Below are 23,072 nucleotides of genomic sequence, written 5' to 3'. Positions count from 1 at the left end.
GGCTCTCCGGTACCTCGATCGGTGGTGGAGGCTTCTCGCCTGGCGCCACCTGTTCGGAGGTGTCGACCGGTGGGGGCGGTGACACCTTGTTCTCGCAGGCCGGCTGTGCGGCCGCGACCGGTGCGGCCACGAACGACGCGCCGGCCATCAGCGCACAAGCAGCCAGGACCAGGGCAACGGGCCGTCGGAACGCGGAGGAACGCACCCGCCCAGGCTATCCACCCCGGATGAGTGACCTGCACCCGCCACGTCCGATACTGCTCCGGTGAAGCTCTCCCGCGGCATGTCCGTGTTCCTGCTTGCCTTCGGGGTGTGGTCCTGGGTGATCTGGCCGACCTTCCTGCGCAACATCTGGAAGGACCCCCGTTCGTGGGACGGCGGCCCGACCACGTTCTTCACCGTCCACCTGCTGCTCGTTGTCGCGTCGCTCACATTCGGCACGGTCATCGGTGTGCTGGGCGTGCGCGGGCTGCGGGCGGCCAGAAGCGCCAAGAGCGAGTAAACCCACCACACCTGGAGGCTCCGCCGTGGAGTTCGTGCGCCTACTGCTGGTGTTCCTGCACCTGCTCGGCATGGGCATGCTGATCGCGATGTTCTTCGTCCAGCGCCGGTCCGGGGCCGACGCCCCGCTGAACAACGGCTGGCTGCACGGCAGCGCGTTGCAGCTGCTCACCGGCCTGGCGCTGATGGGCCTGGCCCCGGTGACCGACCAGGACTACAACGACATCAAGATCGGCGTGAAGCTGCTGGTCCTGGTCGTCATCGCGGCGCTGGTCGCGCTCAACCTGAAGAAGAAGCCCGCCGCCTGGCTCACGCCCGTGCTGGCCGGCCTCGTCGTGGTGAACGTCGGCATCGCCGTCTTCTGGACGTAGGCGCGGACCTCAACGCCGCCGGAACAACGCACCCAGCAGCAGCCCCGCGCCGACCAGCCCGACGGCGGCGCGGGGGCTGGGCCCGGACCGCACCTCCACCACGGGCCGGATCACGGCCGGCGGTGGCGCCGCCGGCGGCTCCTTGACCGCGTTCTCCCGCGCCGTGGCCGTCCACGCGGTGATGAACAGCAGGAACTGCGCCACCAGGTTCGCGAACACCAGCACACCGATGACCGGCCCGAACGCCGCACCGGCCGGCGAGCTCGTGACGCTGCTCAGGTAGATCGTCGCGACCTGCTTGAGGGTCTCGAACCCGATCGCCGCCGCCGCGGCGCCCTTGACCGCGCTGCGCCAGCCGACGGGCTCGCGCGGCAGCTTGGCCAGCACCCAGAGGAACACCAGCCAGTTCGCGACCAGCGCCAGCGCGATCGTGCCGATCTTCAGCATCGCCTCGGCCCACCCGACGCCGTCCAGGCCGACCCACCGCAGCACCAGCTCGGCGAACCCGCTGCCCGCGGCCGTCAGGCCGAACGACACCACCAGCGCCAGCCCGAGGCTGATCAGCGCCAGGAAGTCCTTCGCGATCGTCTTCAGGAACGGTCGGTCGGCCTTCGCGTGGCCCCACTGCGCGGTCAGCGCGTCACGCAGGTTGCTCATCCAGCCGAGGCCGGAGTAGGCGGCGGCCAGCAGGCCGAGCACGCCGACCGTGCCCTTGGACTCGATGGCCTGCTCGACCACCTCGTTGATGGTGTTGCCGAGCGTGCCCGGCACCGCCTCCGCGATGGAGGCCTTCAGCTCGTCGAGCAGGCCCGGCTCCGAGGCGAGCACGAAACCGGCGACGGCGAAGCCGATCATCAGCATGGGCACGAGCGACAGCACGCTGAAGTACGTCACCGCCGCCGCGTAGTGCGCCCCGTACTGCTCGCTGTACCGCTCGGCGGCCCGGAACAGGTGGTCGAGCCAGGGCCGCTGACGACGCATCCGGTCGAGCTTCGACTCGGTCCCACCCTTTTCCGCCACACGGAAAAGTTAATGCGTCAGGTGATCACACGCCACTCGACAGGAAGCCGATCCGGTCGTAGGCCCGCGCCAGCGTCTTCGCGGCCACGCCGCGCGCCCGTTCCGCGCCGCGCGCCAGCACCTTGTCCAGCTCGGCGGTGTCGTCCAGGTACTCGGCCACCCGCGCCCGGACCGGCGTGACGAACTCGGTGAACACCTCGCCGAGGTCCTTCTTCAGGTCCCCGTAGCCCTTGCCGTCGTAGTCCGCGACCAGGGACTCGATCGACCGCCCGGTCAACGCCGAGTAGATCACCAGCAGGTTGCTCACGCCGGCCTTGTGCTCGGGGTCGTACACGATCTCGCGGCCGGTGTCCGTGACCGCCGACCTGATCTTCTTGGCCGACCGCTTCGGGTCCTCCAGCAGCTCCACCACGCCCGCCGGCACGGACTTCGACATCTTCGACGTCGGGTCCTGGAGGTCGTAGATCTTCGCGGTGTCCTTGACGATGAAGGGCTCGGGCAGCCGGAACGTCTTGCCGTAGCGGGTGTTGAACCGCTGCGCCAGGTCGCGGGTCAGCTCGAGGTGCTGCCGCTGGTCCTCGCCGACCGGCACGTGGTGCGCCTGGTAGAGCAGGATGTCCGCGGCCTGCAGGATCGGGTACGTGAACAGGCCGACGCCGATGGCCGACTCCTGCCGCGCGGACTTGTCCTTGAACTGGGTCATCCGGCTGGCCTCGCCGAAACCGGTCAGGCACTGCAGCACCCAGCCGAGCTGGGCGTGCTCCGGCACGTGCGACTGCACGAACAGCGCCGAGCGGTCCGGGTCGATGCCGAGCGCGAGCAGCTGCGCGGCCGACACGCGGGTGTTCTGGCGGAGCACCTTGGGGTCCTGCTCGACGGTGATCGCGTGCAGGTCGACGACGCAGTAGAACGCGTCGTGCGTCTCCTGCAGCGCCACCCACTGGCGGAGCGCGCCGAGGTAGTTGCCGAGGTGGAAGGAGCCCGCGGTCGGCTGGATGCCGGACAGCACGCGGGGGCGGCTCACCGGAGCCGGGTTCTCGACAGGCTGGCCCACGGCCTCGCCTGCGGCGTTCTCCGTAGAGTTTTCGACGGCCACGGGAGGATTCTCCCAGGCCGATCAGACCCCCGTGGTGGCGGGCCGCACCTCGGCCGGGTCCCCGCCGTCGACCGCCGGGGTGGTGGCGACGGGCTGGTTCGCCGCCGTGCGGACCACCGCGGTTCTCCGCCGCCGGACCAGACCGGCCACGAGGCCGATCCCGCCGAGCGCCACCGCGGCGATGCCGACCGGTGCTTCGAGGGAGACGGGGTCCGCCACCGCGCCGTCGGCCGCCACCGCGACACCTTCGACGACCAGGGAAGACGCCGCGCCCAGGACCAGACCCAGGACCGCACCGCGACCGCGCACCGCCCAGCCTCCTCACCAACACCGTGCCACTCCACCGAGGAGTGAACCTTGTTGACGGACGGCCGCGAACCTACCGAAGCTGTGGGGCTCGGGTGTTCGGTTCAGGTAAACACGACCGGCGGCAGACTAACCACAGCCGCCCTCACCCGTCCCCGCAGGGGTTACCTCACGACGTCGACTCGGCCATATGTCGTAGTCCGCTGCCGGGCCGGGCGACCGGCCAACGCCGCCGTCGCGTGCAGCTCCACGGCCGTCCGGGCGGAGCCGTGTTCGGAGCCGGCCATGCGGCTGATGGTCTCTTCCATGAGGGTGCCGCCGAGGTCGTTGGCGCCGCCCCGGAGGACTTCGGCGGTGCCGTCGTCGCCGAGCTTGACCCAGGAGCACTGGACGTTGTCGACGCGGCCGTGCAGGGCGAGGCGGGCGAAGGCGTGCACGGCCCGGTTGTCGCGCCGGGTGGGGCCGGGGCGGGCGACGCCGGCGAGGTAGATGGGGGCGTTGCGGTGCACGAACGGCAACCCGACGAACTCGGTCAGGCCGCCGGCGCGGTCCTGCAACGCCGCCAACGCCCGGAAATGCCCCAGCCAGTGCCCGGGATGGTCCACATGGCCGTACATCATCGTCGAGGACGACCGGATGCCGACCTCGTGCGCGGTGGCGACGACGTCGAGCCAGGTGGCGGCGGGGAGTTTGCCCTTGGTCAGCACCCAGCGGACGTCGTCGTCGAGGATCTCGGCGGCGGTGCCGGGGATGGTGTCCAGGCCGGCGGCGCGCAGTTCGGTGAGCCATTCGCGGACGCTGACGCCGGCTTTGGTGGCGGCGGCGACGATCTCCATCGGGCTGAACGCGTGCACGTGCATGCCGGGGACGCGGGTCTTGATCGCGCGGACGACGTCGGCGTAGTAGGTGACCGGGAGTTTCGGGTCGATGCCGCCCTGCATGCAGACCTCGGTCGCGCCCGCGTCCCACGCCTCCTGCGCCCGGTCGGCGACCTCGGCGATCGAGAGCCGGAACGCGTCCGCGTCCCGCTCACGCTGCGCGAACGCACAGAACCGGCACCCGACATAACAGACATTCGAGAAGTTGATGTTCCGGTTCACCACATAGGTGACATCGTCGCCGACCACCTCGGCACGCAACTCGTCCGCGAGCCTCGTCATGGTCTCCAACGCCGCACCGTCGGCGGTGAGCAGCGCCATCGCGGCCTCGGTGTCGTCGAGGATCCCGGCCGGGTTGTCCGCGGCGAGCCGCAACGCGCGGGCGGTGTCCTCCGGCAGTCGTTCGATCGCCTTGGGGACGGTGAGTGACGCCCAGTCGCCGTAGACGCTGTCGAAGTCGCCACGCCGGTCCTCGGTACGACCCTCGGTGTCGATGGCGGTGTTGAGGTCCGCGCGGCCGTAGGTGTCCAGACCACCATCGGGTTCCTGCCACTCACGACCCACCACCGGGGCGTCCGGATCGGCCAGACCGTCCGCGCGGGACAGGGCGGAGACGTGCGCGGTGAGCCGGGTGTCGATCCACTGACCGGCCGTCGCGGTCACGTAGCGGGGGTAGACGGCGAGGCGTTCCTGGAGGTCGAAGCCCGCTGCGCGGGTGTGCTCGGCGAGGACGTCCACGTGGGGCCACGGGCGTTCGGGGTTGACGTGGTCCGGGGTCACCGGCGACACACCACCCCAGTCGTCGATACCGGCGCGGAGCATGAGGGCGAACTCCTCGCCGACCAGGTTCGGCGGGGCCTGCACACTCGTCGACGAGGGCATGACCAGTCGGGCGACCGCGATCGTGGCGGCCAGTTCGTGCAGGTCCGCATCCGGCATGCCGCGCATCGCGGTGTCCGGCTTCGCCCGGAAGTTCTGGATGATCACTTCCTGGATGTGCCCGTACTGCCGCGCGATCCCCCGCATCGCCAACAACGACTCCGCGCGCTCGGTGATCGTCTCACCGATCCCGATCAGAATCCCCGTGGTGAACGGCACGTTCACCCGACCCGCGTCCGTGAGCACCCGCAACCGGACCGCGGGCTCCTTGTCCGGGCTGCCGTAGTGCGGGCCGCCCTTCTCCGACCACAACCGCTCCGCCGTGGTCTCCAGCATCATGCCCATGCTCGCCGCCACCGGACGCAGCCGCTGCAACTCCTCCCAGCTCAGCACGCCCGGGTTGAGGTGCGGCAGCAGCCCGGTCTCCTCCAACACCGCGATCGCACACGCCCGCACGTAGTCCAGGGTGGAGGAGTAGCCGCGGGCCTCCAGCCACTCCTTGGCCTGCGGCCACCGCTCCTCCGGCCGGTCGCCCAACGTGAACAGAGCCTCCTTGCAGCCCTGCGCCGCCGCCGCACGCGCGATCTCCAACACCTCGTCGCGCTCCAGGAACGCCGCCGGCAGCTTGTGCGGCACCGTGGCGAACGTGCAGTAATGACACCGGTCCCGACACAACCGCGTCAGCGGGATGAACGCGTTGCGGCTGTAGGTCACCACCCCCGGCCGACCCTCCGCCACCAGATGCGCGTCGCGCACCCGACCCGCCGCCCGCAGCAACGCCTCCAGGTCCTCACCACGCGCGTGCAACAGCACCGCGGCCTCGGTCACGTCCAACACCGCACCATCGGCGGCACGGCGCAACGCACGTCGCATCGACGACCCACTGGGCGTCGGATCCGGCGGGGCGATCGAGATGTCCACGGTCATACAGGCACCCCTCGTCGGTCTCGGACGGTCGCTCCGTCGTCACCTATGACCCCGGCGAGGCCGGACAGGAATCGGCGTGTCCACGTCGTGCTCGCCACAAGCGATCCCTTTGCGCCCGGCACCGGGTCTCTAGATCGGAGCGCCCCGGCGGTGCCCGGACCGACTCGGGCCGTGCCGCCAGGGCCTCCGATGGACCCGAACCGAGGAGAACCACATGAACACCCAGTCGCTCGTCGCCCGGAGCGCAGCGCTGACGGCCTCCATGACCAGCCAGGCGCCGGAAGGCCTGCTCACCCCGTTCGAAGCCGAACAGGCCCAGCTCAGGGCCGCGGGCGTGCCGGCAGGGGCCGCGAAGCCGGGCGCGAAGGTGCCCGACGTGGCACTGCTGGACGCGGACGGGGAAGCGACGTCGCTGTACGAGGTGGCCGACGGCCGCCCCGCCGTGATCGTCACGTTCCGCGGCGCCTGGGGCCCGTACTGCAACATGGCGCTGAACGCCTACCAGGCCGAGTTGCTGCCGGTGCTCGCCGAGCGGGGGATCGCCCTGATCGGCCTCAGCCCGCAGAAGCCCGAGGGCACCGCCGCGACGCGGGACAAGAACTCGCTGACGTTCCCCGTGCTGTCCGACCCGGGCAACAAGCTGGCCACCGAGCTGGGCTTCGCCACCACGCCGACCGCCGACGCGCTGGCGACCCTGGTCCGGCTCGGCAACGACGTGACGAAGCTGAACAGCGACGGCTCCACCAACCTGCCGATGCCCGCGGTGCTCCTGGTCGACCGCGACCACGTGCTGCGGTGGATCGACATCCAGCCCGACTACACCACCCGCACCGAGACCACCGACATCCTGGCGGCGCTCGGCACCCTCGACTGACGAGAACTCACACCGAATCCACGCCTTCCGATTTCCGGGAGGGCGTGGATTCGGCATGCCCGAATTACCGGAAAAGATTTCGACGAATACGAAATACCGCACCGTTGAGGGTGTGATTCCGACCACATACTCGCGGGTAACATTTATTACTCCCGAGGCGTAAAGTTCGCTATCCGTGCTCCTTTTCTCGATCCGATGCTCCTATCGGGTTATGAAGCAGTGAGAAAGGACTACTGGATGCCCCACGAACGTAACGCTGAGTTACCGTCCAACAGACTCTCCCGCCGTCGCCTCTTCAAGGGCTCGGCGGCCGTCGCGATCACCGCTGCGCCGGTGCTCGGCACCGCCACCGCGACGGCGGAGACCGAGTTGGGCTCCCGCACGACGATCGACGCGGCCACCGTCCTGCCGGGCGATCCCCACTACGCCGACCTGGTCCGCAGGCAGCTCAACCAGCGGTTCATCGGACAACCCGAGATGGTGCGGGTCGTCGGCGCGGCCTCCCAGGTCGCGCCCGCCGTGCAGGCGGCGGTGGACGCCGGCAAGCGGATCAGCGTCATCAGCGGCGGCCACTGCCTCGAGGGATTCCCGTTCGAGCCCACGGTGAAGGTCGTGCTCGACGTCTCCAACCTCGACGCCGTGTACTACGACTCCCGGTACAACGCCGTCGCCATCGAGTCCGGCGCGACCCTGCTCGACGCCTACGAGAAGCTCTACCACGCCTGGGGGGTGACGGTGCCCGGCGGCATCTGCCACTCGGTGGGGATGGGCGGGCACATCGTCGGCGGCGGCTGGGGGATGCTGTGCCGGCGCCACGGCCTGATCGTGGACCACCTCTACGGGGTGGAAGTGGTCGTGGTCGGCGCGGACGGCAAGGCGACCACGGTCACCGCCACCCGGGAGCCGACCGACCCCAACCGCGAGCTGTGGTGGGCGCACACCGGCGGCGGAGGCGGGAACTTCGGCGTCGTCACGCGCTACCTGTTCCGCTCCCCCGGCGTCACGGCGACCGAACCCGCGAAGATCCTGCCCCGACCGCCCGCGAAGGTGCTGCTCAGCGAGATCGGCATCCCGTGGGCGAGCCTGACCAAGACGGGGCTGGCCAACCTGCTGCGGAACTTCGGCACGTGGCACGTGGCCAACAGCGCGCCCAACAGCCCCGGCAGCGTGCTGCACGCCGAGATCACCCTCAACCACCAGTCGAAGGGTTTCCTCGGGCTGCTGACCCAGGTGGACGCCGCCGCGCCGAACGCGCAGGCCATCCTGGACGACTACCTGCGGACCGTGCTCAACGGCGTCGGGCCCTCGGGTGGCGGAACCCGCACCCTGCCGTGGTTGCAGGCGACGAAGTACGTCGGCAAGGCCGTCATCTCGTTCAACGACCCCACCTTGCGCGCGGACTACAAGTCGGCGTACATGCGGACCACGTTCACCGATGCCCAGATCGACGCGTTCTACACCTACCTGACCGCGCCGGGCATGGACACCACCGCGATCAGCGTCGGGCTGTCCTCCTACGGCGGCGCGGTCAACGCCATCGCGCCCGACACGACCGCGCACTCCCACCGCGACTCCGCCTACCAGCTGCTGTGGATCACCCACTGGCCGAACCCGGCCGACGACACCAAGTTCCGGACGTGGCTGCGCAACTTCTACGGCGCGGTCTTCGCCGACACCGGCGGCGTTCCGGTGCCCAACGGCCGCAGTGACGGCTGCTACATCAACTACCCCGACACCGATCTCGGCGACCCGACGTGGAACAGGTCGTCCGTCCCGTGGCACGACCTGTACTACAAGGGGAACTACCCGCGGCTCCAGAGGGCCAAGAAGACCTGGGACCCGCGCAACGTCTTCAACCACCAGCAGTCGATCCGGCTGCCGAGCTGAGGAGAGGCTCCGGCCGACGAACGCGGAAGCGGTGTGCCCGAGGACAGGCACACCGCTTCCGCTCGGGTCGGGGCGTGCGCGGTGCAGCGCCGCGCACGCCGGAACTCAGCGGAACAGACCCACGTGGTCGTTCACCCACTCCTCGAAGGTGCGCGGCGGCCGGCCCACCAGCTCCTGGAACGTCGGGAGCACCTGGGACGCCTTCTCCTGGAACTCCGGCCGACCCAGGTTGCCCATCGTGGTCTCCACGACGAGCTTCTGCCGCCCCGCCCTGGCCGCCGCGTCCGCCACGTCGGCGATCGGCACCTCGATCAGCTTGAGGGGCTTGCCCAGCGCCGCGGCGAGGATGTCGACCCGTTCGCGGACGTCGAGCGCCCGCGGACCGCCGATCCGGTAGGTCTTGCCCTCGTGACCCGGCGTGGTGAGCGCCGTGACGGCCGCGGCAGCCACGTCGCGCGGGTCGATGACGGCCACCTTGACGTCCACTTGCGACCAGAACACCGCGCCGCGCTCCCGGACCGGCACGGCCCACAGCCGCGCGTTGGAGCTGAACTCGCCCGGCCTCAGGAACGTCCACTGCGGACCGTTGGGCCACAGCCCGATCTGGCGGACGGCCCGTTCACCGGCCAGGTGCCAGGTGCTGACCAGGTCGGTGAACCCGTACTCGGCGCCGATGATCGACAGCTTGACCACGTGGCGGACACCGGCCTGGGCCGCCGCGGCGGCGAAGTTCGCGTCGTGCAGGGGCGTCTCCGGCCCGCCGCCGCTGAGCAGGAACGCGCTGTCCACGCCGGTCAGGGCGTCGGTCAGGGTCGCCACCGAGCCGAGGTCGCCGGTGACGACCTTCACCTCGCCGCCGAACCCGTGGTCGCGACCGGGGTCGCGGACCAGCGCCCGCACCTCCTGCCCGGCCTCGACCAACTGCGCGACGACCTCGCGCCCGACGACGCCCGTCGCTCCCACCACCAGAATCATGTCTCTCCTGTCGTTGAGCTCAAGCGGTCGCGCCGCCGTCGAGGACGAGGTCGGCGCCGACGGTGAACGAGGAGTCCGGCGACGCCAGCCACAGCACGGCGCGCGCGACCTCCTCGACGGCCCCGATCCGGCCGATCGGCAGGGTCGTCTTCATCCGCTCGGCCTGCTGGGCCTCGGTCTCGCCGCGGATCAGCGACAGCGGTGTGGCGATCGGGCCGGGGCTGACCGCGTTGATCCGGATGCCGTCGCGGATGTGCTCCAGCGCGGCGGTCTTGGTCAGGGCGGTGATCGCGGCCTTGGCCGCCGCGTAACCGCCGGTGCCGGGAATGCTCTTGTGCGGGCCGATGATCGAGGAGATGTTGACGATGGCGCCGCCGCCGTGCTCCCGCATGAAGCCGATCTCGTGCTTCATCGACAGCCAGGTGCCGGTCGCCACCGACAGGGCCCTCGCCCAGGTGCCCGCGTCCAGGTCGGCGACCCGGCCGCCCACCATGACGCCCGCGTTGTTGAACGCGACGTCCAGGCCGCCGTGCCGCTGGGCGGTCGTCGCGACCATCTCCGCGACGGCGGCCTCGTCGGTGACGTCGAGGACCATCGAACTGGCCTCGCCGCCCGCCGCCTCGATCGCCTTCACGGTCTGCCGCAGCGGTTCCTCGTCGAGGCCCGCCACGACCACCGTCGCGCCCTCCGCGGCGAAGGCCTCCGCCGTCGCCCTGCCGATGCCGGTGCCGCCACCGGTCACCAGCGCCACTTTGCCCGCGAAACGCATCGCTCTCCCGATCTCAGTCGACCTTCATGGCGTGCAGGCCCGGCATGACGCCGTCCGCGATCGCCCGGACGTTGCGCTCGTAGTGGTCGAAGGAACCCATCCGCAGCACGATGTGCCGCGCACCCGCCTCGACGTACTCCGCCAGCCAGTCGGTGAAGTCCGCGGCGGAACCCCCGTAGTAGAGCTGGTAGGCCCGCAGGGGTTCGATGGGCATGTTGTTGTACCGGTCGGTGTAGTCCTCGAGACCCGCGAGCGCCTCGGCCGGGTCGTCGCTGATGTTGACGGTGACGTACAGCGCCGGCTCGATGTCGCCGGGGTCGCGGCCGGCGGCCTCCGCCGTGTCCCGGATCGCGCGCAGCGACTTCCGGTACTCGTCGGGCTCGATCCGGACCGGCAGCCACCCGTCGTACTGCGCACCGGCACGGGCGACCGCGCGCGGCTTCCCGTTGCTGGCCAACCAGATCCGCGGCCCACCGGGCGTGGTCGGCGGCGACTGGTTGACCAGCTCGGACAGGTCGACGTACTTGCCGACGAAGTCGCCGTCCCGGCCGCTCCAGTGGCGCTTCCAGAACTCGACCGCCTCGTCCATCCGACCCGCCCGCTGGCCGTAGGTCGTGGTGACCGCGTCCAGCTCCTCCTTGGCGGGCAACGGGAACCCGGTGCCGAGCGCGATCCGCAGCCGATCCCCGGCGAGCTGGTCGAGCGTCACCAGGATGTGGGACAGGTAGAGCGGGTCGCGCAGCACCGCGGTCAGCGCCGCCGTGCCGATCGTGACCCGGTTGGTGAGCATCGCGATGGCGGCCAGCAGGGTGAGCGGCTCGAGCCGGTGCCGGGCGACGAACGAATCGCCGACCCAGACCGAGTCGAAACCGAGTTCCTCAACCTGCTGGGCCATTTTCATCAGCGGGCCGGCGTCGGGGTAGCCCAATATCGCCGTCTCCCGGACCGGCAACGCGATGCCGACTTGCACAGCGGCCATGACCCTGATCCTCCTCAACGCCTCCGACCGCTACGGCTCACGAGGCTTCCGATGTCGTGCGACGACGTGGACCACCCGGCACGCCGGCCAGGGGGATGGTGAGGCTGTCGGCTACAGGCCGGGCAGCGCGGCTTCGGAGGTGCGGGTGTTCTGGTAGGCCGCGATCAGCCAGCCGTCGCTGTCCTTGCGCAGCACCCACGTCGCGCGGATGGAGCGCTCGTCGGACGGGACGTTCTCGCCGGGGGCCAGCACGCCGCCCTCGGTGATCGCCACGGCCACGTCCTCGCCGATCGACCGCACGTCCACGATGTTCTGCAGGAGGGTCGTCCCGGAGTGGGCCGACTTGAACTGCTGCGTCACGACCTCGCGGATGACCTCGCGCCCGCTGAGGTAGCGGTCGCCCGAGAGGATCATGCTGGCGTCCGCCGAGTACAGGTCCGCGAACGCGTCGGGGTCGTTGTTCGCCCACGCCTTCGCGATACCGTCGATCACTTCCCGCACACCCGTAGTTTCCTGGACAGTCATTTGGGGAACCCCCTGGAATCCGGCTGAGCTGCCCGGCCTGGTGGCCGGACCCGTGACTCCATAGTCTTGACTTCGGCATCGCGCGGCCTACTTCTAAATTGCCGCACCGAAGTAATTCCCGGTTGCGCGGAATTACCGTGGTCGCGACTCCCGGCCGACGTCACCTCCGCCAGTCGACGATCCTGCCACCCGCCACGAAGCGCAGCGCGGGATCGGCGTAACGGGCCTCCGGCACCGCGTACAGGGCCGCTACGGCAGTCCGCACGTCCGGGTAGCCGAGGGCGAAGGCCTGGAGCTCACCCTCGGCCGGCGCCAGCGTCGCGCCCGAGAACAGCACGCGCACCGCGGCGAGCTCGGCGGGATCGGCGGCGGGCATGGCGCCCGGCGCCGGCGGCTCGACCTCGGTACCCGGGTCGAGCCCCGGCACCCGCAGGTGCCAGTCGGTGATCGCCTGGAACGCCTCGCCCGCCCGCACGGCCGTCGCCTCGCCGAACGCCGGCGCGGCGATCTGGAGCGACAGCGGCAGCCCCGAGGCGGTGAAACCCATCGGCACGGCCAGCACCGGGTTGCCGATGCAGTCCCAGTAGCCGGTGTGGATCAGCGCGCCGAGCGCGGTGATGTCGCCGGACAGGTCGGCGTAGGAGGGCGCGCCCATCGACGCCGTGGGGCACACGACCAGGTCCACCGTGCCGAACAGCTCGGCCACCGCGTGCTGGGCGACCCGACGCACCCGCTGCGCCTGCACGTAGTCCGCGCCCGACACCAGCGCGCCCTGCGCGAGCATCCACCGGGTGGCGGCGAAGTAGTCGTCCCACCGCTTGTGCAGGTCCGGCCGGTGGTAGGCGAGGCCTTCGCTGGTCATCGTGATCTGGTGGACCGTCATCACCTCGGCCCGGTACGGCAGCGACACCTCCACCAGCTCCGCCCCGGCCTCCTCGAACCGGGCCAGCGCCGCCTCGAACGCGGTGGCCGTGGCGGGATCGCCGTGGTCGGGGAAATGCCCGTCCCGGACGACGCCGATGCGCAGCCCCGACAGGTCGTGGTCGAGCTGCTCGGGCACGGCGAAGGGCGCGTCCACCGAGTCCGGGTCGCTCTCGTCCCGGCCCGCCACGGCGGCGAGCACCACCGCGCAGTCCCGCGCCGAGCGGCCGATCATGCCGATGTGGTCGAGGCTGTAGCCGAGCGGCAGGCAGCCGGACTTCGGCACCCGGCCGAAGGTCGGCATCAGCCCGCTGACCCCGTTGAACGCCGCCGCCATGCGGATGCCGCCCGCGGTGTCGGTGCCCATGCCCGCGTAGAACATGCCCGCGGCGACCCCGCTCGCGCTGCCCGAGCTCGACCCGCCGGCCCAGGTCGAGAGGTCCCAGGGGTTGCGGGGCAGCGGGAACGGCTTGTCCTGGTCGGGCAGGCCGAGCGCGAACTCCATCGTGGTCGTCTTGCCGGTGATCACCGCGCCCGCCGCGCGCAGCCGCGCGATGACCGGCCCCTCGTGGCCGTCGCCCCAGTCGCGGTCGAACACCAGGCTCTGCGACGTGGTCGGGCCCTCGACCGTGGGCATGATGTCCTTGATGCCCATCGGGATCCCGTGCAGCGGCCCGCGGTCGGTGCCGGCGGCCAGTTCGTCGTCCGCGCGTCGGGCGGCCCGGCGGGCCTCGTCGTCGAAGCGGGACAGGAACACGCCGAGCGCGTCGTCGGCTCTCTCGGCGGCCGCGATGGCCGCCTCGGTCAGCTCCAGGCTGGTGACCTCGCCGGAGCGCAGTGCAGCCGCGGCGTCGGTCAGGGTCAGGGGCAGTTCGGGCATCACGGGCCTGCTTCCTCGTCCGGTGCTGGGTGAAGGTGGGCGCGAGCCGAGCGGGTGGACGCGGGAACCCGCGCCGAGCCGGGAATTCCGCGTGGGCGCGCATCACATTTCCCCCGTCCGGGGGACGGCTGTCAAGCGCCGGCCTGCGGGGCACCCGATCGGCGGGCCGATATTCCACGTCGTGGGCGAATACCGAGGGGCGTACGGGATGCGCGATTCCTTTCGGCCCACCGCGCGGTCTCTACTCCAGAACACCGCTCGACGTCGCGCGCCGCCAGGCCGACGCGGCCCGATCGCACCACGAGGAAAGAGCTAGGATGGCCATCAAACACAGCACGTTCCTGCCCACCGGGTTCACCAACGACCTGGCGGGTTTCACCGACCCGGCCGAGGCGTTCGAGGCGCTGGTCGGTGTCGCCAAGACCATCGACGAGGCCGGCTACGAGGCGGCCTGGGTGCCGGACCACTTCGTCCCCGTCCCGGCCTCGCAGGCGTTCCTGTTCGAGTCGTGGTCGGTGCTGACGGCGTTGGCCCGGGAGACGCAGCGGGTGCGGCTCGGCCACATGGTGACCGGCAACAGCTACCGCAACCCGGCGTTGCAGGCCAAGATGGCCTCGACCGCGGACGTCATCTCCGGCGGCCGGTTCACCATGGGCATCGGCTCGGGCTGGTACGAGCCGGACTACGTCGGGTACGGCTACGACTTCCACGACGCCGGTGAGCGCCTGCGCCGGCTGCGCGAGGCCGTGCAGGTCATCCGCGCCATGTGGACCGAGGACGAGGCGACCTTCGAGGGCAAGTACTACCAGATCAAGGGCGCGATCAACCAGCCCAAGGGCCTGCAGTCGCCGCACATCCCGATGATGGTGGCCGGTGGCGGCGAGAAGGTGACGCTCAAGATCGTCGCCGAGTTCGCGGACGCCTGCAACGTCATCGAGAGCCCCGAGGGCCTCAAGCGCAAGTTCGGCATCCTCAAGGAGCACTGCGAGACCGTCGGTCGCGACTACGACGCGATCACGAAGACGACCTCCACGCTGTGCATCATCGCCGACACCGACGAGGAGGCCGTTGCCGCCACCCCGCCGTTCATGGGCGCCATCTACCCCGGCAACGTCGCCGAGTACGGCCTGGTCGGCACGGTGGAGACCATCCACCAGCGGATCGCCGCCTACGAGGAGGCCGGTGTGCAGGAGCTGGCCGTGTCGTTCCTGAACCCGTTCGACCACGACCTGCTGCGCAGCTACGCGTCGGAGTTCATCAAGTGATCGCAGCTCGCTGATCAGCGGCAGTCGGCTCAGGGCGCCCCGACGCCCGGCCGCACCGCCTGCGGCGCCGTTGCGCTCCGCAGGCGGGCCGCGGATCGGCCGGCGAGACCGACCCCACGGCGACACCGGCTCACGGCGACAGGCCGGGCCACGGCGGGGCCGGCCACGGCGAGACCGCAGGTCCGGGCACGCGGGTGTTCGCCTCTCACAGACACCCGCCCTCGCGGCTGATAGCCGCCCCTTGCGCCGACAGTTTGGCCTCGCACCGCCACCCGCCCTCGCACCGCCAGCTGAGCCTGACGGCGGCACCTACCCTCGCGCCACCAGCGGGACCTGGCCGCGGCACCCGCCGTTGCGCTGACAGGGGACCTGGCGGCGGACCCCAGTTGCGCTGATGACAGACCTTGCGCCGGCACCCGCCCCACGCGCCGACAGCAGAGGCCTTGCACCAGAGACTGCCCACCTGCCGAAAGCGGGGCCTTGCGCAGGCAGCTGCAATCGTGCGAATAACAGGCCTCGTGCCGGCACCCGTCCCACGCGCCGACAGCGGGCCTCGCCCCGGCCTCCGCCCTTGTGCGGACACCCGCCGCGACCGTCCCGGCACGGCCCCAGGCGTCGCCCGAGGTGAGCGGGCGCGATCGTCGGGCCGCCCTCGCGAGCGTCACCCAGCGAGTACCGTGTGCACCTAGAAGCGTCCCACATGACCGCCGACCGCAGCGCCGCCGCCGGGGTCAAGGGCGTCGGCGGCCACGCACGGGAGGCTGAATGCCCGACAACACGCAGTTCGCCAGTGACACCGAGAGCTACCGGGGCGAACTGCTGGCGCACTGCTACCGGATGCTCGGCTCGGTCGACGACGCCGAGGACGTGGTCCAGGAGACGTACCTGCGGGCGTGGCGGTCCTACGGCGGGTTCGAGGGCCGTTCGTCGGTGCGCGCCTGGCTGTACCGGATCGCGACGAACGCGAGCCTGACGGCGTTGCAGCAGCGCAGCAGGCGGATGCTGCCGTCCGGCCTGGGCGGGCCGGCGGGCGACCCGGACACGCCGCAGGTCCCGGCCGCTCCGGGGGTGCTGTGGCTCGAGCCGATCTCCACCTCCGCCGCCTGGGGCCACGACGGCGCCCGCGAGGCCGGTGACCCGGCGGTGATCGTGAGCGAGCGGGAGAGCCTGCGGTTGGCGCTGGTGGCGAGCCTGCAGTACCTGCCGGGTCGGCAGCGGGCCGTGCTGCTGCTGCGGGACGTCCTCGCGTTCCCGGCCAGCGAGGTCGCCGAGATGCTCGACACGACCACGACGGCGGTCAAGAGCATGCTGCAACGCGCGCGGGCGCGGTTGGAGGAGGTCTCGGCCGACATGGACCGGGTCACCGAGCCCGACGAGCCGGAGATCCGGGCCTTGGTGGACCAGTACATCAAGGCCTTCGAGGAGTCCGACGCCGCCGCGCTGGAACGGCTGCTGCGCGCCGACGCCCGCCTGGAGACCGTGCCGAGCGCGACGTGGTTCGCCGGCAAGCGCACGTGCGCGCCGTTCATCGCCCGGCACGCCATCGGCACGCCCGGCGAGTGGCGCCTGCTGCCGGTCGAGGCGAACGGCCAGCCCGGGACCGCGGTGTACCGGCGGGACGAGGACGGCGTGCGACGGGCGTTCGGGATCGCCGTGCTCACGCTGGCCACCGACGGGATCGCGAGGATCGTGCTGTTCGTCGACCCGGGCCTGGTGGCGAAGTTCGGGCTGCCCGCCACCGCGCCGGCCTGATTCGTCTTCCCGCACCGCGAGCGCGGTTCTTTTCGGCCCCCTGGCCGGTCTCAACTCCCGGGGGCTGCTTGCTCTTCCCCCGGTCGGATGTCCGCACGCCGTGCGTTGACCACAGGAGGCCGTGAGCATGAAGTACAGCCTGTTCCTTCCCACCGGCTTCGGCCACGACCTGGCGGGTATCCCGGACCCGGCGGAGGCCTTCGAGACGATCGTCCGGATCGCGAAGGCCGCCGACGACAGCGGGTACCACTCGCTGTGGGCGCCGGACCACTTCCACACCGTGCCGCCGTCGCAGGAGACCTTCTTCGAGGTCTGGTCCACGCTCACCGCACTGGCCAGGGAGACCGAGAACGTCCGGCTCGGACCGCTGGTGACCGGCAACAACTACCGCAACCCCGCGCTGCAGGCCAAGATGGCGTCCACTGTGGACGTCATCTCCGGCGGGCGGCTCACGTTCGGCATCGGCGCCGGGTGGTACGAGGCGGACTACGTCGGCTACGGCTACGAGTACGGCACCCCCGGCGAGCGCCTGCGCCAGCTCCGCGAGGCGGTCCAGGTGATCCACCGCATGTGGACGGAGGACGAGGCGACCTTCGAGGGCAAGTACTACCAGGTCAACGGCGCGATCAACCAGCCGAAGGGCGTGCAGTCGCCGCACATCCCGATGCTGATCGCGGGTTCCGGCGAGAAGGTGACGCTCAAGATCGTCGCCGAGTTCGCCGACGCCTGCAACGTCATCGAGTCACCGGACGGCATCCGGCGCAAGCTCGACATCCTCCGCAAGCACTGCGAGGACCTGGGCCGCGACTACGACCACATCTGGAAGACGACCACGACCCACTGCATCATCCGCGACACCGACGCCGAGGCCCGCGCCGCGATCCCGGTGTGGGCGCCCGACAACTACCCCGGCGACCTCGGCGAGTACGGCCTGATCGGCACGATCGACACGATCCGGGAGCGCATCGCCGCGTACGAGGCGGTCGGGATCCAGGAGCTGTCCATCAGCTTCGAGGACCCGACCCGGCTCGACGTCATCCGCGAGCTCGCCACGGCCTTCGCCTGACGGCGAACCGCCCGCGTCACCGGTCGTGCCGGTGACGCGGGCGGTGTCGCGAGGGCCTCAGCCCCGGCGTTGCCGGTCCGTGGTGTCCACCAGGGAGAAGCTGATCGACGCGGTCGCCGCCCGGGCCGCCGACAGCGCGCCGCGCAGCTCGTCCACCAGCTTCGCGTCCGGCTCGTCCGCGCCGTCCCTGGCGTTGCGCGCGGAGAACGCCCGGCCCACCGTCGTCGCGGCTTCCAGGCAGTTGACCCAGGCGTCGAACAGCGGGTCGTCCCACTGGCCCGCGGCGTCGATCCACGGCAGCTCCGCCTGCTGGCGCACGGTGTCGAGCAGCCGCTGCACGCCCAGGTGGACCGGTGGCGGGAGGTCGGGATCCAGGTCGGACGCGGTCATCGTCAGCCGTCCTCCCGCGGCAGCAGCTCGAACAGCCTGCTGTGCCAGAGGTCGTAGAACACCTTCCGCACCTCGTCGGGCACCTCGCCCCCGACGAGCTCCGCCAGCGTCTTGCGACCGTCCACCGCCCCCAGCAGGGCGAAGACCTCCGCCGACACCGTCGACCGCGGACCGTTGGTGTAGTCGAGGTAGATCTCGTGCTCGGCGTCCGGGCCGACCACGTGGTTCCACGACTTGCGCAGCCGGGTGACCGGCCGGAACCGCACGACCAGGTCGTCCACCACGGCCTCGGGGCGGCGGCGCACCAGGAAGTCCTCCACCACCAGGTAGTCCAGGTCGGTGGTCAGGTAGCTGGTCACCACGTCGTCCACCGACTGCACGATCGGCTCGGCGTTGTTGTTGAACGAGGTGTTGAGCAGCACCGGCGTTCCGGTGATCTCGCCGAACCGCTGGATCAGCCGGTGGAACCGCGGGCTGTGCTCCGGGTCGACCACCTGCACCCGCGCGCTCCCGTCGACGTGGGTCACCGCGCCCAGCTCCTCGCGGCGGTCCTCGTGGACGTAGACCACGAACGACATGAAGTCGTGGTCGGCCTTGGTGTCCGTGAGGTCGAAGTAGGTGTCGGCGGCCTCCGCGGTGACGGCGGGCGCGAAGGGGCGGAAGCCCTCCCGCTTCTTCACCATCGCGTTGATCCGGGTGCGGTTGTCCGCCGGGCGGGCGTCGGCGAGGATGCTGCGGTTGCCCAGCGCGCGGGGCCCGAACTCGGACCGGCCGTGCGCCCAGCCCAGCACGTTGCCCTCGGCCATCAGGTTCGCCGCGACCTCCACGATGTCCTCGTGGTGCTCGACCTCCACCTGGTCGCGCCAGGCGTGCAGGCGCTTGCCGATCACGTCGCGGTCACCGAGGTCCGGGCCGAGGCTCGCGGTGCGCATGCGGGACAGCTTGGGGCGGTTCCAGCCGGCCTGCAGGGCCACGGCGAGCGCCGCGCCCTCCGACGCGCCGCCGTCGTGCGACGCCGGGTGCACGAAGACCTCGTCGAACAGGCCGGAGCGCAGGAGCAGGCCGTTGAGGCTGCTGTTGTGCGCGACACCGCCGCCGAAGCAGAACGTGCGCAGCCCGGTCACCTCCGCCCAGTGCCGCAGCACGTGGAGGACGACGTCCTCCAGCATCTGCTGCACGCCGGCCGCGAAGTCCTTGTGCTGCTGGGTGACCGGCTCGCCGGCCCGCCGCGGCTCGAAGCCCTCCGCGAGGAACCGCGACGCCACCGTGTTGAGCCACGGGGTGCCCGGCGTCAGCTCGTAGTGCCCGCCGTCGTGCAGCGTGTAGAGGCTGTCGAAGACCTCGCGGTACTTCTTGGCGTCCCCGTAGGGCGCGAGGCCCATCACCTTGTACTCGTCGCCGAAGCCGTACCGCACCATGCTGATCGCCTCTTGGTAGAACAGGCCCAGCGATGCGTGCACGGGGTGCGTGGTCAACGGGTGCATGCCGTCGGCGTCGGCGCGGAAGAGCGTGCCCGACTCCTCCTCGCCGCGGCCGTCGAGCACCGCCACGAGCGCTTCGTCCATCCCGGACCGCAGGAAGGACGACCACGCGTGCGCGTAGTGGTGCCCGGTGAACAGGACGCGCTCGTCGGGCACCTCCACCCCGAGGCCCTCGGCGAGCTTGTCCTGGATCAGCCGGCGCGCGGACCGCACCGGGATCTGCGGGATGGCCGCGTACCAGGTGTTGAGCGCGTTGTCGCTGAACGTCTCGTCGAAGTAGTAGCCCACGACGTCGACCTCGTCGAGCCCGACGCCCGCGATCTCCAGGCAGGCCCGCACCGCGTTCACGGGGAACTTGGTGGTCTTCTTGATGCGGTTGAAGCGTTCTTCCTCCACCGCGGCCACGAGCTTGCCGTCCGCGACGAGGCACGCCGCGGCGTCGTGCGAGTACGACTCGGGCAGTCCGGGTACGAGGTCGGAGTCCTCTCCGCCGAAATGACCGCTCAATCCCAATGCCAGCATCGCGTCACCGATCCAATCCGGAACTCGCACCGTCGCAGTAGAGACCGTCGCGGGCGGTGAAAAGAACCGCCCGTCCGAACGACCTCAGAGGCCACCCGTCAGGCGCAGGTCGCTGCCGTCGAACAGGTCCGGCCGGGTCCAGCCGTCCAGGTCGTACTCGGCCATGCAGCGATCCGCGAACGCCCTCAGCGGGTCGGCGCGGCCGGTCGCCTGGTACATCATCAGCGTCTGGACCCGGATCGACTCGTTGTCGCCGGAGTAGTTGCGCTCGTAGAGCTCGTGCCGCCCGCCGAACTCGGTGCCGACGGCGTCCCACAGCAGCTTCATCAGCTTCACCCGGTCGACCGCCTCGACGCCGTCCGAGCCGCGCAGGTACCGGTCCAGGTACGGCCGCACGTCGGGGTTGCGCCAGTCGCTCGCGTGGGAGTTGAGGTAGATGAGGCCGCTGCCGAGGGTCTGCTGCAGGATCTCCTTGACCCTGGGGTAGCCCATGCCCATGAAGATCCGGTACGCGAAGCCGTAGTTGACGTTGGGCTGCACCATGCCGTTGAGCCAGGTGTCCGGCGACTTCGCCATCGCGTCGGACATGCCCCAGAACAGGTCGCGCCAGCTCAGGATCTCGCCGATCTGCGCCTGCACGCCGCGGAAGCCGGAGGTGCCGGTCAGCTCGACGGCCTTCATCGCGCAGCCGGCGATGAAGTCGAGCTTGACGGCGAGTCGCGTGCAGCCGTGGAAGGTGAACCGCTCGGCGAAGCCGGAGACGTTCATGAAGCCGTTGGCGGCTTCCGCGTCGTAGACGAAGACGTTCTCCCACGGCACCAGGACCTTGTCCATCACCATGATCGCGTCGTTCTCGTCCAACCGGCTCGACAGCGGGTAGTCGAACGGGCTGCCCAGCGCCCCGGCGGCCATCTCGTAGGACGTGCGGCTGATCAGCTTGAGCCCCGGCGCGTCCATCGGGACGGTGAACACGAGGCCGAACCTCTTGTCCTTGACCGGAAGCCCGTAGTGGGCGACGAAGTTGGCGTTGGTCAGCGCCGAGCCGGTCGCCACGACCTTCGCGCCGGACACGACCAGCCCGGAGTCGGTCTCCTTCTCCACGTGCACGCACACGTCGGCGACCTCGTCGGCCGGCTTGCTCCGGTCGATCGGCGGGTGCACGAGGGCGTGGTTGAAGTACAGCACCCGTTCCTGGGCGTCGCGGTACCACCGCAGGGCGTTGTCCTTGAACGGGCCGTAGTAGTCGGCGTTGGCCACCAACGTGCCGAAGTAGGCCGCCTGGTAGTCGGGGGTCCGACCCATCCAGCCGTAGACCAGCCGCTGCCAGCCGGCGATGGCGTCGCGCGACCGGACCAGGTCGTCCACGGAGTACGGGGTCTTGAAGAACGGGTGGGTGAAGCCGCCGTTGCCCGTGTCCGTCGGGACGCTCAGGACGCCTTCGGCTCCCGGCGCGTGCATGGCGTCGTAGAGCTGGGCGATCGAGCGGGCGCTGTTGCGGAACGCGGGGTGGGTGGTGACGTCGGTGACCCGTTCCCCGTACGCGTAGACCTCCCGGCCGTCGCGCAACGAGTCCAGGTATTCCTGACCGGTCATCGGCCTGATGTCGTTGGGCGCCGCGACGGTCTCGGCTGCCCCTTCGGTCATCGTCATCGCTGGCCTCCAGCAGAGGTGGGGCTCCGAGCCGGCGGGCACGACGCGGGTGCCCTCTCGGTTGGAATCATCCTGTCGCTGGTCGGAGGCGTGGGGCTACTTCCAAACTGCCTTTCCCGCCGGGCACCGAAGTGCCCGGCGGGAAGGGCGTCAGCCGAGCTCGCGCAACCGCGGCACGACGTCCTCGGCGAACTGCGTGAGGAAGCGCTCCTGGTCGTGGCCCGGGCCGTGGAACACCAGGTGGTTGAGGCCCGCGTCCACATAGGGCTTGATGCCGGCCAGCGCCTCGTCCGGGTTCGAGGCAACGATCCACCGCTGCGCCACCTGTTCGATGGGCAGCTCGTCGGCGAGCCGTTCCATCTCCTCGGCGCTGTGCACGGTGTGCTTCTGCTCGGCGGTGAGGGACAACGGCGCCCAGAAGCGGACGTTCTCCAGCGCCGCCGCCGGGTCGCGGTCGTAGGACAGCTTGATCTCGATCATCCGGTCGATCTGCGCCGGATCACGGCCGGCCGCCTCCGCCCCGTCGGCCAGCGAGGGCAGGAGCTTCTCCGAGTACAGCTCCATCCCCTTGCCCGACGTGCAGATGAAGCCGTCCGCCACCCGGCCGGTGAACTTCGCCATCTGCGGACCGCCCGCCGCCACGTAGATCGGGACGGGTCGCTCGGGCCGGTCGTAGATGCTCGCGTCGACGAGGGTGTAGTACTCGCCCTTGTAGTTCACCTGGTCCTCGGTCCACAGCTCGCGGATCAGCGCGATGGACTCGCGCAACCGGCCCAGCCGCTCCTTGAACTCCGGCCACTCCCGCCCGGACACGGCGATCTCGTTGAGGGCCTCGCCCGTGCCGACGCCGAGGATCACCCGGTCCGGGTAGAGCAGGCCCAGGGTGGCGAACGCCTGCGCGATCACCGCCGGGTTGTACCGGAAGGTCGGGGTGAGCACGCTCGTGCCCATCCGCACCCGGGACGTGCGCTCACCCACCGCCGCCAGCCACGCGAGGGCGAACGGCGCGTGCCCGCCCTTGTGCCGCCACGGCAGGAAGTGGTCGGACACCATCACGCTGTCCAGGCCCACCTCCTCCGCGCGCACCGCGAGCTCGATGAGCTCCCGCGGTGCGAACTGCTCGGCGGACGCCTTGTAGCCGATCTGCAATGCCATGAC

General features: G+C 70.6%; 20 protein-coding genes. 7 read left to right on the top strand and 13 right to left on the bottom strand.

From position 1 onward, the window contains the following. Positions 1 to 265 precede the first annotated feature (265 nt). Complete coding sequence (locus AB0I91_RS09990; protein ID WP_498782022.1) at positions 266 to 502, top strand: SCO4848 family membrane protein; 237 nt, start codon at positions 266 to 268, stop codon at positions 500 to 502. A gap of 25 nt (positions 503 to 527) precedes the next feature. After that, positions 528 to 872, top strand: coding sequence for a hypothetical protein (locus AB0I91_RS09985; protein WP_498782024.1), 345 nt, complete (start codon positions 528 to 530; stop codon positions 870 to 872). Positions 873 to 881: 9 nt separating this feature from the next. Here the strand turns inward: AB0I91_RS09985 and yhjD are convergent, their stop codons facing one another. The 4 genes from yhjD to AB0I91_RS09965 form a co-directional block, all read right to left on the bottom strand. After that, positions 882 to 1,892 carry an inner membrane protein YhjD gene (gene yhjD, locus AB0I91_RS09980; RefSeq protein ID WP_498782026.1) on the bottom strand — a complete coding sequence of 337 codons (1,011 nt, stop codon included), beginning with the start codon at positions 1,890 to 1,892 and terminating at the stop codon, positions 882 to 884. A gap of 25 nt (positions 1,893 to 1,917) precedes the next feature. After that, positions 1,918 to 2,946 carry a tryptophan--tRNA ligase gene (trpS, locus tag AB0I91_RS09975; protein ID WP_498782096.1) on the bottom strand — a complete coding sequence of 343 codons (1,029 nt, stop codon included), beginning with the start codon at positions 2,944 to 2,946 and terminating at the stop codon, positions 1,918 to 1,920. 63 nt (positions 2,947 to 3,009) lie between these two features. Continuing rightward, positions 3,010 to 3,297: a hypothetical protein gene (locus tag AB0I91_RS09970; protein WP_498782028.1), complete on the bottom strand. Its 288-nt coding sequence runs from the start codon at positions 3,295 to 3,297 to the stop codon at positions 3,010 to 3,012. Positions 3,298 to 3,458: 161 nt separating this feature from the next. Then, positions 3,459 to 5,978: a bifunctional FO biosynthesis protein CofGH gene (locus tag AB0I91_RS09965; protein ID WP_499636342.1), complete on the bottom strand. Its 2,520-nt coding sequence runs from the start codon at positions 5,976 to 5,978 to the stop codon at positions 3,459 to 3,461. Between the two features lie 214 nt (positions 5,979 to 6,192). Between AB0I91_RS09965 and AB0I91_RS09960 the strand changes: the two genes are divergently transcribed. Together AB0I91_RS09960 and AB0I91_RS09955 are read left to right on the top strand one after the other, a co-directional pair. Beyond that, entirely contained in the window at positions 6,193 to 6,852 is a 660-nt protein-coding gene (locus tag AB0I91_RS09960) for a peroxiredoxin-like family protein (RefSeq protein ID WP_499636340.1), read from the top strand. Between the two features lie 237 nt (positions 6,853 to 7,089). Next, positions 7,090 to 8,739, top strand: a complete 1,650-nt coding sequence (locus AB0I91_RS09955; RefSeq protein WP_499618904.1) for an FAD-binding oxidoreductase — start codon at positions 7,090 to 7,092, stop codon at positions 8,737 to 8,739. Between the two features lie 105 nt (positions 8,740 to 8,844). Here AB0I91_RS09955 and AB0I91_RS09950 read toward each other — a convergent pair whose 3' ends face one another. The 5 genes from AB0I91_RS09950 to AB0I91_RS09930 all read right to left on the bottom strand — a co-directional run bounded on the left by AB0I91_RS09950 (position 8,845) and on the right by AB0I91_RS09930 (position 13,788). Continuing rightward, positions 8,845 to 9,714 (bottom strand): NAD(P)H-binding protein, encoded by an 870-nt coding sequence (locus AB0I91_RS09950; protein WP_498774584.1) that lies wholly within the window; start codon positions 9,712 to 9,714, stop codon positions 8,845 to 8,847. 19 nt (positions 9,715 to 9,733) lie between these two features. Then, entirely contained in the window at positions 9,734 to 10,483 is a 750-nt protein-coding gene (locus AB0I91_RS09945) for an SDR family NAD(P)-dependent oxidoreductase (RefSeq protein WP_499636338.1), read from the bottom strand. A gap of 13 nt (positions 10,484 to 10,496) precedes the next feature. Next, a complete protein-coding gene (locus AB0I91_RS09940) occupies positions 10,497 to 11,462 on the bottom strand; it encodes an LLM class flavin-dependent oxidoreductase (protein ID WP_498774580.1) in 966 nt (321 codons plus the stop codon). Positions 11,463 to 11,573: 111 nt separating this feature from the next. After that, positions 11,574 to 11,963: an SgcJ/EcaC family oxidoreductase gene (locus AB0I91_RS09935; protein ID WP_499618909.1), complete on the bottom strand. Its 390-nt coding sequence runs from the start codon at positions 11,961 to 11,963 to the stop codon at positions 11,574 to 11,576. Between the two features lie 184 nt (positions 11,964 to 12,147). After that, positions 12,148 to 13,788 carry an amidase gene (locus tag AB0I91_RS09930; RefSeq protein ID WP_498774576.1) on the bottom strand — a complete coding sequence of 547 codons (1,641 nt, stop codon included), beginning with the start codon at positions 13,786 to 13,788 and terminating at the stop codon, positions 12,148 to 12,150. Between the two features lie 317 nt (positions 13,789 to 14,105). On the opposite strand from AB0I91_RS09930, the gene AB0I91_RS09925 reads away from it, so the two are divergent. From AB0I91_RS09925 to AB0I91_RS09915, 3 genes are all read left to right on the top strand, one after another. Continuing rightward, the gene (locus AB0I91_RS09925) at positions 14,106 to 15,053 is read left to right on the top strand and encodes an LLM class F420-dependent oxidoreductase (protein ID WP_498774574.1); all 948 of its coding nucleotides are present in this window, start codon (positions 14,106 to 14,108) and stop codon (positions 15,051 to 15,053) included. A 765-nt stretch (positions 15,054 to 15,818) separates the two neighbouring features. Continuing rightward, on the top strand, positions 15,819 to 16,805 hold the full coding sequence (locus AB0I91_RS09920; RefSeq protein ID WP_498774572.1) for a sigma-70 family RNA polymerase sigma factor: 987 nt from the start codon (positions 15,819 to 15,821) through the stop codon (positions 16,803 to 16,805). A 127-nt stretch (positions 16,806 to 16,932) separates the two neighbouring features. Beyond that, positions 16,933 to 17,871, top strand: a complete 939-nt coding sequence (locus AB0I91_RS09915; protein ID WP_498774570.1) for an LLM class F420-dependent oxidoreductase — start codon at positions 16,933 to 16,935, stop codon at positions 17,869 to 17,871. Positions 17,872 to 17,928: 57 nt separating this feature from the next. On the opposite strand, the gene AB0I91_RS09910 is transcribed toward AB0I91_RS09915, so the two are convergent. From AB0I91_RS09910 to fgd, 4 genes are all read right to left on the bottom strand, one after another. Then, positions 17,929 to 18,261: a hypothetical protein gene (locus AB0I91_RS09910; RefSeq protein WP_498774568.1), complete on the bottom strand. Its 333-nt coding sequence runs from the start codon at positions 18,259 to 18,261 to the stop codon at positions 17,929 to 17,931. Between the two features lie 2 nt (positions 18,262 to 18,263). After that, complete coding sequence (locus tag AB0I91_RS09905; RefSeq protein ID WP_499636335.1) at positions 18,264 to 20,264, bottom strand: carbamoyltransferase family protein; 2,001 nt, start codon at positions 20,262 to 20,264, stop codon at positions 18,264 to 18,266. Positions 20,265 to 20,348: 84 nt separating this feature from the next. Next, complete coding sequence (locus AB0I91_RS09900; protein WP_498774564.1) at positions 20,349 to 21,914, bottom strand: 4-hydroxyphenylacetate 3-hydroxylase family protein; 1,566 nt, start codon at positions 21,912 to 21,914, stop codon at positions 20,349 to 20,351. A gap of 150 nt (positions 21,915 to 22,064) precedes the next feature. After that, positions 22,065 to 23,069: a glucose-6-phosphate dehydrogenase (coenzyme-F420) gene (fgd, locus tag AB0I91_RS09895; protein WP_498774562.1), complete on the bottom strand. Its 1,005-nt coding sequence runs from the start codon at positions 23,067 to 23,069 to the stop codon at positions 22,065 to 22,067. Positions 23,070 to 23,072 lie beyond the last annotated feature (3 nt).

The organism is Actinosynnema sp. NPDC049800, assembly GCF_040656635.1.
GTDB lineage: Bacteria > Actinomycetota > Actinomycetes > Mycobacteriales > Pseudonocardiaceae > Actinosynnema.
The sequence above is the reverse complement of the archived record's forward strand: the minus strand, read 5'-3'. Positions and strand labels throughout refer to the sequence as shown.

Coding starts and splice junctions, on each gene's coding strand:
- AB0I91_RS09965 (WP_499636342.1), bottom strand. CDS start 5,978: ATGACCGTGGACATCTCGATCGCCCCGCCGGATCCGACGCCCAGTGGG.
- AB0I91_RS09960 (WP_499636340.1), top strand. CDS start 6,193: ATGAACACCCAGTCGCTCGTCGCCCGGAGCGCAGCGCTGACGGCCTCC.
- AB0I91_RS09955 (WP_499618904.1), top strand. CDS start 7,090: ATGCCCCACGAACGTAACGCTGAGTTACCGTCCAACAGACTCTCCCGC.
- AB0I91_RS09950 (WP_498774584.1), bottom strand. CDS start 9,714: ATGATTCTGGTGGTGGGAGCGACGGGCGTCGTCGGGCGCGAGGTCGTC.
- AB0I91_RS09945 (WP_499636338.1), bottom strand. CDS start 10,483: ATGCGTTTCGCGGGCAAAGTGGCGCTGGTGACCGGTGGCGGCACCGGC.
- AB0I91_RS09940 (WP_498774580.1), bottom strand. CDS start 11,462: ATGGCCGCTGTGCAAGTCGGCATCGCGTTGCCGGTCCGGGAGACGGCG.
- AB0I91_RS09930 (WP_498774576.1), bottom strand. CDS start 13,788: ATGCCCGAACTGCCCCTGACCCTGACCGACGCCGCGGCTGCACTGCGC.
- AB0I91_RS09925 (WP_498774574.1), top strand. CDS start 14,106: ATGGCCATCAAACACAGCACGTTCCTGCCCACCGGGTTCACCAACGAC.
- AB0I91_RS09920 (WP_498774572.1), top strand. CDS start 15,819: ATGCCCGACAACACGCAGTTCGCCAGTGACACCGAGAGCTACCGGGGC.
- AB0I91_RS09915 (WP_498774570.1), top strand. CDS start 16,933: ATGAAGTACAGCCTGTTCCTTCCCACCGGCTTCGGCCACGACCTGGCG.
- AB0I91_RS09910 (WP_498774568.1), bottom strand. CDS start 18,261: ATGACCGCGTCCGACCTGGATCCCGACCTCCCGCCACCGGTCCACCTG.
- AB0I91_RS09905 (WP_499636335.1), bottom strand. CDS start 20,264: ATGCTGGCATTGGGATTGAGCGGTCATTTCGGCGGAGAGGACTCCGAC.
- AB0I91_RS09900 (WP_498774564.1), bottom strand. CDS start 21,914: ATGACGATGACCGAAGGGGCAGCCGAGACCGTCGCGGCGCCCAACGAC.
- fgd (WP_498774562.1), bottom strand. CDS start 23,069: ATGGCATTGCAGATCGGCTACAAGGCGTCCGCCGAGCAGTTCGCACCG.